Source organism: Luteimonas rhizosphaericola, assembly GCF_029888045.1.
Taxonomy (GTDB): domain Bacteria; phylum Pseudomonadota; class Gammaproteobacteria; order Xanthomonadales; family Xanthomonadaceae; genus Luteimonas; species Luteimonas rhizosphaericola.
The window spans coordinates 444,851-453,670 of sequence record NZ_JARXRN010000028.1 but is presented as its reverse complement, the minus strand read 5'-3'; the positions used below and the strand labels follow the sequence as shown (position 1 = coordinate 453,670).

General features: G+C 72.3%; 6 protein-coding genes and 1 pseudogene. 1 reads left to right on the top strand and 6 read right to left on the bottom strand.

Going from position 1 to position 8,820, the window contains the following annotated elements:
* The first annotated feature begins 380 nt into the window (after positions 1 to 380).
* A pseudogene (locus QFW80_RS14625) lies at positions 381 to 1,198 on the top strand (M90 family metallopeptidase).
* A gap of 21 nt (positions 1,199 to 1,219) precedes the next feature.
* On the opposite strand, the gene QFW80_RS14620 reads toward QFW80_RS14625, so the two are convergent.
* The 6 genes from QFW80_RS14620 to QFW80_RS14595 all read right to left on the bottom strand — a co-directional run bounded on the left by QFW80_RS14620 (position 1,220) and on the right by QFW80_RS14595 (position 8,816).
* Positions 1,220 to 2,644, bottom strand: a complete 1,425-nt coding sequence (locus tag QFW80_RS14620) for an ATP-binding protein (protein ID WP_280602713.1) — start codon at positions 2,642 to 2,644, stop codon at positions 1,220 to 1,222.
* A 130-nt stretch (positions 2,645 to 2,774) separates the two neighbouring features.
* Positions 2,775 to 3,461 (bottom strand): response regulator transcription factor, encoded by a 687-nt coding sequence (locus QFW80_RS14615; protein WP_280602712.1) that lies wholly within the window; start codon positions 3,459 to 3,461, stop codon positions 2,775 to 2,777.
* A 66-nt stretch (positions 3,462 to 3,527) separates the two neighbouring features.
* Positions 3,528 to 4,016: a hypothetical protein gene (locus tag QFW80_RS14610; RefSeq protein ID WP_280602711.1), complete on the bottom strand. Its 489-nt coding sequence runs from the start codon at positions 4,014 to 4,016 to the stop codon at positions 3,528 to 3,530.
* Between the two features lie 28 nt (positions 4,017 to 4,044).
* Entirely contained in the window at positions 4,045 to 4,983 is a 939-nt protein-coding gene (locus QFW80_RS14605) for an arginine deiminase-related protein (protein ID WP_280602710.1), read from the bottom strand.
* Entirely contained in the window at positions 4,980 to 5,942 is a 963-nt protein-coding gene (gene dusA, locus QFW80_RS14600) for a tRNA dihydrouridine(20/20a) synthase DusA (protein ID WP_425603596.1), read from the bottom strand. The genes QFW80_RS14605 and dusA overlap by 4 nt, the downstream gene beginning before the upstream one ends.
* Positions 5,943 to 6,143: 201 nt before the next feature.
* Positions 6,144 to 8,816 (bottom strand): putative bifunctional diguanylate cyclase/phosphodiesterase, encoded by a 2,673-nt coding sequence (locus tag QFW80_RS14595; protein ID WP_280602708.1) that lies wholly within the window; start codon positions 8,814 to 8,816, stop codon positions 6,144 to 6,146.
* Positions 8,817 to 8,820: the final 4 nt, after the last annotated feature.

Genomic DNA, 8,820 nt, shown 5'->3' with positions numbered 1-8,820 from the left:
CGGCCCGCGGCCACCGTCCGGCGCGGCCGCGGGCCGGTTCGTCGCACGATCGCTGCAACCCTCCGCCCCCCGGGCGCATCCGGGGTATAGTGAACTGTTGCCGCCGCAACAGCTGGCCGAAGGATGGTTGCCATGGCTCGAGGACTGAATTCCCGCGTGCTGCTGTGCCTGGTCCTGGGCTGCGCCGCGCTGCCCGCGGCGGCCCGGCAGCCCGCGATGATGGACGCCAACGGCGCCGGTGCGGGCTGCCCCGTCACCGCGGAAGCGGAGACCGATCTGGAGCCCGTGCGCACGGACAAGCGCGCGGTTGCGCCCACCCGCGCGCGCGCGCCGGCCGCGCGGCGTGGCGGCGACACGGATGCGGCCACCCGTGCGCCGCGCTGGCACAGCTTCCTGCCGGGCATGATCCGCTGAGGAATCCCGGGTTGTGCCCGGACGATTGATCCAGCGGCTGTTCGGCCGCGCGCCCGACCCGATCGACGACGCCACCTGGCAGCAGGTGCTGGCGCACGTTCGCCTGGTCGCCATGCTGGATGCCGACCGCGCGCAGCGCCTGCGCACCCTCGTCTCGCACTTCCTGCAGCGCAAGGCCATCACCCCGATCGAGCCGCTGGAGCTCGACGACAGCCGGCGCGCGATCCTCGCCGCCCTGTGCTGCCTGCCGCTGCTCGAGTTCGGTGCCGAGGGCCTGCACGGCTGGACGCAGCTGATTGTCTACCCCGACGCCTTTCGCGTGAACCGCAGCCACGTCGATGCCGCCGGCGTGCTGCACGAATGGGACGACGAGCTGATCGGCGAAGCCTGGGAAGACGGCCCGCTGATCCTGTCGTGGGCCGACGTCGAATCCGACCTCGACGATCCGCACGACGGCTTCTGCGTGGCGGTGCACGAAATGGCGCACAAGCTCGACGCGCTCGACGGCGTGCTCGACGGCACCCCGCCGCTGCCGCGCGACTGGCAGCGCGCGTGGGCACGGGATTTCCAGCAGGCCTTCGACCGCTTCGCGTCCGAGGTCGACGCCGGTCGCGAGGTCGCGATCGACACCTACGCGGCCGAATCGCCTGAGGAATTCTTCGCGGTCTGCAGCGAGTACCACTTCAGCGATCCAGCCACGCTGCGTGGCGCGTTGCCCGAGGTCGCGGCGCACCTGGAACGCCTGTACGGACCCTCGCCTGCCGCGGCGGCCGCGGATCACTGACCGCTCCGCCAGGCGACCGCGCTACAGTCCCGGCGGCAGCCGCACCTCGAACCGCGCGCCGCCGAGTTCCGCCGAGCGCCCGACCTGCAGTTCACCGCGGTAGCTGCGCACGATGTCCTGCACGATCGACAGGCCGATGCCGTGGCCCTGCACGCGTTCGTCGCCGCGCACGCCACGCTGCAGGATCAGCGGGATGCGGTCCTCGGGGATGCCGGGGCCGTCGTCGTCGACCGCGAGCAGCAGGCCGGGCCGCCGGTTCGGCGCGCTGGCGCCGGGCCGCACGGTGAGCAGCACGCGCGAGCGCGCCCACTTGAAGCCGTTCTCGATCAGGTTGCCCAGCAACTCCTGCAGGTCGCCCGGCTCGCCATGGAAGCGCGCGGCGGGATCGATCTCGAACTCGCAGATCACGCCCTTGCCGGCGTAGATCTTCTCCAGCCCCTGCACCAGCGTCTCGGCGTACGGCTCGACCTCGATCGGCGCGGCGAACAGCGTGTGTCCGGTGGAGGCGGCGCGGCCGAGCTGGTAGCTCACCAGGTCGTTCATGCGCTGCAGCTGGGTGGCGATGTCGGTGCGCAGTCCGCCATCGTCGGCGTCCGCGTCCAGCCGCGCACGCATCACCGCCAGCGGCGTCTTCAGGCTGTGGGCGAGGTCGGACATCGTGTTGCGCTGCTGCTCGAGGTTCTCGCGCTCGCTCTCGATCAGCGCGTTGATGCTGTCGGTCAGCGGTTCGAGCTCGCGCGGATGGCGCTCGCCCATGCGGTTGGCCTGGCCGCGCTGCACCCGCGTGAGCTCGTCGATCACCTTGCGCAGCGGCCACAGGCTCCAGCGCAGGACCAGGGTCTGCAACAGCAGCAGGATCACCCCGGCGATGCCGAGGTAGCCCCACAGCGCGGCGCGGAACACGCGCACCTGGCGCGGCACGGTGCCGGCGTCCTCCACCACGTAGATCGTGAAGGGGAATTCGGCCTCGGGCGCGGACTCCTGCGGCGCCCAGACCATGCCCACCCCGTAGCGGTAGACCTGGCCGGGCGTGCCGTCGCTGCGGGTCATCGGCAGCGGGCCCTCGAACAGTTCCTCGCCGCCCGCCAGCATCGGCGCCTCGGGCAGCTGCGGGCCGGAGGCCGAGCGGGAGATCCAGCTGCTGTTGGGCAGGACGATCTCGGCGTACAGGCCGCTGCCGGGCCGGTCGAAGCGGTCGTCGGGGCCATTGTCCGGCGCATACAGTTCGCCGTTGCGCAGGAACTCGACGTCCCCGGCGTAGGCGAACACGTAGTTGCGCAGGCGGTCGCGCTGGCCCTCGCTGGCGACGTCGATGAAGGCGCGGTCGAGCGCGTACCCCGCGAGCGCGAGGAAGGCCACGAGCCCGAGGCTCGCGGCCATCAGCTGGCGCGCCTGCAGCGAGCGCGGGCGCCATTTCAGCACACGCGGGGACTTGCCGGTGCTCATCGGATCAGGGAGTTGTCATCGGTGCCGGGCCCGGCACGGACGCGCGCCGGGGCTTCACGATAGCCGATGCCGGTCGTCGGCGACGGGCCTGACGACCGTGGCGGTCGACGCGACCGCGACCCGGTCGTCCTCAACCCTCGCCGTTGCGCGGGATCGCGAAGCGGTAGCCGCGACCGCGCACGGTCTCGATCGGCTTCAGGGTGCCGTCCGGATCGAGCTTCTTGCGCAGGCGGCCGATGAACACCTCGAGCACGTTCGAGTCGCGATCGAAGTCCTGCTGGTAGATGTGCTCGGTCAGGTCCGCCTTCGAGACCAGCTCGCCGGCATGCATCATCAGGTACTCGAGCACCTTGTACTCGTAGCTGGTCAGGTCGACGTTCTGGCCATGCACGGTCACGGTCTGGGCGGCGAGGTCGAGCACCACCGCGCCGCATTCCAGGGTCGGCTTGCTCCAGCCCGCGGCGCGGCGCACCAGGGCGTTGATGCGGGCCAGAAGCTCCTCGACGTGGAATGGCTTGACGAGGTAGTCGTCGGCGCCCTGCTTGAGGCCGTCGACCTTGTCCTGCCAGCTCGAGCGCGCGGTCAGGATCAGCACCGGGAACTGCTTGCCCTCGTCGCGCAACGCCTTGACCAGCTCCATGCCGGACATCTTCGGCAGGCCGAGGTCGATGATGCCGACGTCGAACGGCACCTCGCGCCCCATGTACAGGCCTTCTTCGCCGTCCTGGGCGGCGTCCACGGCGAAGCCCTCGCGCTTGAGTCGCGCGGCTAGGGTTTCACGCAGGGGAGCTTCGTCTTCGACGAGCAGGATGCGCATGGAATGACTCCGTTCAGTTCGTTGATGCGGCCAGTGTGGCCGGAGATTCCTGAACAGAGTGCCGGGTCAGTCGTGGTCGTCGCGTGTAGGCCGGCGGGGCTGCGGCGTAGGCGCACGGCGCTGCGGATCGTCGACGTAGATGCGCACGCGGCCGCGGTCGTCCATCGCCTTGATACGGTTCACGTCGCGGCCGTCGGCCTGCATGCGCTCGGCGCTGAGGACGCGGCTGCCGCGGTTGCTGCGCTCGAACCGGCGCACCGAATCCGAGAGGGCGTCCCGGTTGCGGTTGGGCGGACCCTCCACCCGACCGCGTTCGCGATCCTCGCTGCCGCCGCGATCGCGCGGCGGCTCCTGCGACCAGGCCGTCGCGCTGGCCGCCAGTGCGGCGAATGCCAGCATGACGGCGAGGACGGGCCGGGAGCAGCGGGGCGGCAAGGCGGTCATGGACGTCGACGGAAGGCGCATCGGCGCCGGTTCGCAAGGTGGACCGGCATTCTTGGCGGCCGGCGGTGAATCGGTCCTTAACTTTTCTTTCACCAGCGGGCAGGCGTTCATCGCCGTGCATCCGGTGCGATGCCGCGACTCAGAATACTTCGGCCACGCAGCAGCGCAGGGAGCCGCCGGCAGCCTCGATCGCGTCGAGTTCCACGCCCTGGACCGTGAAGCCGGCCGCATCCAGCATCGCTCCCGTCTCCGGCGCGAGCGCACGCCGGGCGGTCGCGCTCATGCTCACCGATTGGGGCGACAGGCTGATGGCGTTTCCGGCAAAGGCCTGGCGCTCGCGCGGACCGAGCAGCGCCGCGTGCGGATACAGCCCGGCGATGGACGTGGCCACGCTGGCGTCGGCGAACCCGTCCGGACAGGCGAGCACCGCGCGGCCGGCCAGCACCGCCAGCACCACGTTGGCGTGGTACTCGCCGGGGGCGAGGTCGAAGGCGAGGGTCGCGCGCAGGCCGAAGGCCGCATGCAGCAGGGCCGCGCCCTCGGCGTCGCAGCGTTCGGACAGGCCGCAGTAGCCCAGGCCGCGCGCGCGGTCGATCACCAGCGCGCCGGTCAGCTCGCAGGGATGCGGCTGGGTCGACAGGTCCACTTCCTCGTATCCCATCGCATCGCGGAAGAACGCGCGGATGTCCCCGCGGGCCGCCTCGCGTCGGCGCACCGCATGGCGCATGCGGCCGACCACCAGCCGCGGCGCGAACGCTTCGGGCCGGCGCGCGTCGGCGCGTGCGGTGGCGAAGACGTTGTTGGGGAACAGCGCATCGGGCGTGTCGTCCGCGCCGGCGAAGCAGACCGTCGGCAGCAGGCGCGACAGCGCGACGTGCAGCGCCCGGTGCTGCGCGAGTGCACGCGCGGGGTCGAAGCCGGACGCCGCGGCCATGTAGCGGTTGTCGCTGGCCGACTCCTGTGCACGGGCGAAGCCGTCGGGCGCCACCAGGAACGCGGCGCGCGCGGTGGCGGGGCCGAAGTCCGGCGCGCAGGCGCGGGCCGTGGCGACGAAGGCCGCGACGTCGCGCGTGATCACGCCGCCAGTTCCGCGGTACTGGCGGTGGCCGCAAGCGCACGCTCGACCAGCGACCAGTCCGCGCCCGGCCGGTGCACGCCCTCGCCCAGCACCTGGCGGAACACGCGCCCGCCCGGCTGCGCATGGAACAGGCCGAGCAAGTGGCGGGTGATGTGGCGCAGCGGTACGCCGCGGGCCAGCTGCGCCTCGACATACGGACGCAGCGCGCGCAGCAGGTCCGGCCGCGGGCGCTCGGGCGTGTCGTGCAGGGTCGCATCGAGCCGGTGCAGCAGGTAGGGATCGTGGTAGGCGGCCCGCCCGAGCATCGCGCCATCGGCGTGCGCGAGGTGCCCGACCGCCTCCGGCAGGGACGCGATGCCACCGTTCACCACCACCTGCAGCCGCGGGCGCTCGCGCTTGAGCCGGTAGGCCCATTCGTAGCGCAGCGGCGGCACCTCGCGGTTCTCCTTGGGCGACAGGCCCTTGAGCCAGGCATTGCGGGCATGCACCACGAACAGCGCGCAGCCGGCCGCGGCCACGGTGTCGACGAAGCCGAGGAAGCGGTCCCAGTCGTGGTCGTCGTCCACGCCCAGGCGGCACTTCACGGTCACCGCCACCGGATGCGCGGAGGCCTGCACGGACTCGATCATCGCCGCGACCGAGGCCGCCACCAGCGCAGGCTCGCGCATCAGGCAGGCGCCGAAGCGCCCGGCCTGCACGCGGTCGGACGGGCAGCCGCAGTTGAGGTTGATCTCGTCGAAGCCACGCTCGGCGCCGATGCGCGCGGCTTGCGCCAGCAGCGCCGGCTCGCTGCCGCCCAGCTGCAGCGCGACCGGATGCTCGACCGGATCCATCGCCAGCAGCCGGTCGCGATCGCCATGGATCACGGCATTGGCGTGCACCATCTCCGAATACAGCCGCGCATGCGGCGCCAGCAGCCGGTGGAACACGCGGCAGTGGCTGTCGGTCCAGTCCATCATCGGGGCGACCGACAGGCGGATCGAAGCCGCGTCCACAGCTCGAACTGCGGACCGCGGGCCTTGGCTGGTCGTGGGGGCGGCGGCGTTCACCGTGCCATTGTCGCGCGGGGCCGCGGTCGCGTCGAACGCCGGCGACGCGGTCTCCCGGGGCGTCACCTCATGCCGGGCGCCACCGCACGACGCAGCGCGGGGGCCGCCGGCTCAGCCTGTCGACGCGCGCGCCTGCAGCAGGTCGGTGAGCGCGGCGGCGGGCATGGGGCGGTGATAGACGTAGCCCTGGATGGTCGAGCAGCCCCAGCCGGCCAGGTGCTGCACGTCGTCCATCGTCTCCACCCCCTCGGCGACCACGTGCTTGCCCAGTTCGCGAGCCAGGCCTATGGTCGCGCGCACGATCGCCGACATCGGCGTGTGGCCGTCGCCGATCCCGACCACGAACGAACGGTCGATCTTGAGGGTGTCGAACGGCAGCGCCGCAAGGTAGGCGAGCGAGGAATAGCCGGTGCCGAAGTCGTCGATCGCCACCGTGGTGCCGAACGCGCGCACGCGGCCGAGCTGGTGTTCGGCGGCCTCGCGGTCCTCGATCAGCGCGGTCTCGGTGATTTCCAGTTCCAGCGCCGTCGGTGCGATGCCTGCCGCCTCGATCGCGCGCCGCACGGTCTCGGCCAGCCGTCGCGAGCGCAACTGGTGCCCGGACACGTTGACCGACACATTGGGCAAGTGCAGGCCCGCCGCGTTCCATTCCGCCAGCTGCGCGCACGCCTTGCGCAGCATGAGCGCGCCGAGGTCGTCGATCAGGCCGGTGTCCTCGGCAAGCGCGACGAAGGTCGACGGCGGGATCGGGCCGGACTGCGCATGGGTCCAGCGCGCCAGCGCCTCGGCGCCGCAGATCGAGCCGTCTCGGCTGTCCACGCGCGGCTGGTAGTGCACCTCGATCGCATCGGCGGCAATCGCGTCGCGCAGGTCGTTCTCCAGCCGCAGCCTGGCGTGTGCGGCCGCGTCCATGTCCGGCTCGAACACCCGCAACGCGCGTCCGCCCGCGCGCTTGCCCTGGTACATCGCCAGGTCGGCGTGGCGGATCAGCGTGCTGGCGTCGCGCCCGTGCCCGGGATACAGCGCGATGCCCGCGCTGAAGCTCTGCAGGAACTCGCGGCCGCCGGCACGGACCGGTTGCGACAGGCTGGCGGTGACCCGCTGCATCGCATGTTCGGCCTCGCCCGCGTTGCCGGCGCCGAACAGGATCAGGCAGAACTCGTCGCCGCCGAAGCGGCCGACGAAGTCGCCCGCCGACAGGCTCTGGCGGATGCGCCGGCTGACGCCGACCAGCAGTTCATCGCCAGAGCCGTGGCCCAGGCCGTCGTTGATCGACTTGAAGCGGTCGAGGTCGAGGAAGGCCACGGCGAACCGGCCCCCGTCGCGCGCGGCGTCCTCGATCGCCGCCGCCACCGCCTCGAAGGTGGCCAGGCGGTTGGGCAGCTGGGTGAGCGAGTCGTGCCGGGCCTGGTACACCAGCTGACGGCGGCGCTCCTCGAACGCCAGCGCCACCGGGATCGACTCGGCGAGCTTCGCCGCCTGGGCCAAGGCATGATCGATCGCCAACGGCCGTGCCGCGTAGCCGAGCACGACCTCCACCGCGCGCGGCAGCTCGGCCGGCACCAGCACGAACAGATCGCGCACCGATCCGGTCTCGCAGGCCTCGCGGAGAGTGCCGGGCTCGAGTGTGTCCACAGGTTGCCAACGGCCTTGGGGCGACCCCTCGCCCGCGGTGCAGCCGCGGCGGCAGCGCAGCTGTTCGATCGCCCCGCCGTCCCGGCGCAGCAGGTACAGCGTCGCGGCCTCCCCCGGCGCGGGCGGCGGCACCACGATGCACACCAGCGCCGGCTGCGCGAGGTGCCGCAGTCGACGCGCGATCAGGTCCAGCAGCTGGTCCAGCGAGGCGCCGCCGAGCAGCAGCCGGTCGATGTCGGAGAGGATCCGCAGGGTGTCGATCTGGCGGCCGATGCGCTGCTGCATGGCGTCGAAGGTGCGCGTGAGCAGCCCGAACTCGTCCTCGCCCGCCTGCCGCGCCACCGGCGCATGCCCGCCCTCGACGCCCTGGATACGGCGCAGCAGGTCCGACAGTGGCACCAGCACGCGCCGGATCTGCACGGAACTGAGCAGCAGCGCCAGCAGCAGGACCGCCGCCGCCGCCGGCACCACCACGCCGCGATAGTGGCGCAGGCCGTGCCCGGCGCCCGCCACGGACACCACGGTCCACGGCGGCGCATCGAACCCGGCCTTCAGGAACAGGTCCCAGTGCGCCGCCACCAGGCGCTCGCCGGGATCGGTGCCCGGATGGCCGCCGCAGAACAGCCGTTCGCGCGCGGCGTACATGCAGATCCGCATGTCCTGGCTCATCTCGCTGGCCAGGCCCCACAGGAAGTCCGGCGCGAGGGTGGCGACCACCACGCGCTCGCCATCGGCGTGCTCCAGCGCAGGCACGGTGCCGCGGTCGCCAGGCACCAGGCGCAGCCACGGCCCGGCGACCTGCGCAGCACCGGGCCGCGGATCGCCGCCACCTCGCGGCCGCACCCGCACATCGCTGAAGTACAGGCCGAGCACCGGATCCGCGCTGCCCTCAGCGAGAGCATCGGCACGGAGGGTGGCGAGCGCGCCGCCGGCCAGCTGCATGCGCTCGAACACCCCCAGGGCGTAGTTCTTGGCCCCGGTGCGCAGCGTCTCGCGCCGCGCCGCCTCCGCGTCCGCGGTCGCGGTGCGGTAGGTCATCCAGAACACGACCGAGGCCGGCACCAGCGCCGCCAAGCAGAACAGCACGAACAGCCGCCGGCCGAAGCGGCTGCCGAGAATCGCGGTGGACAGGCGCGGGCCGACCGCCATCGCC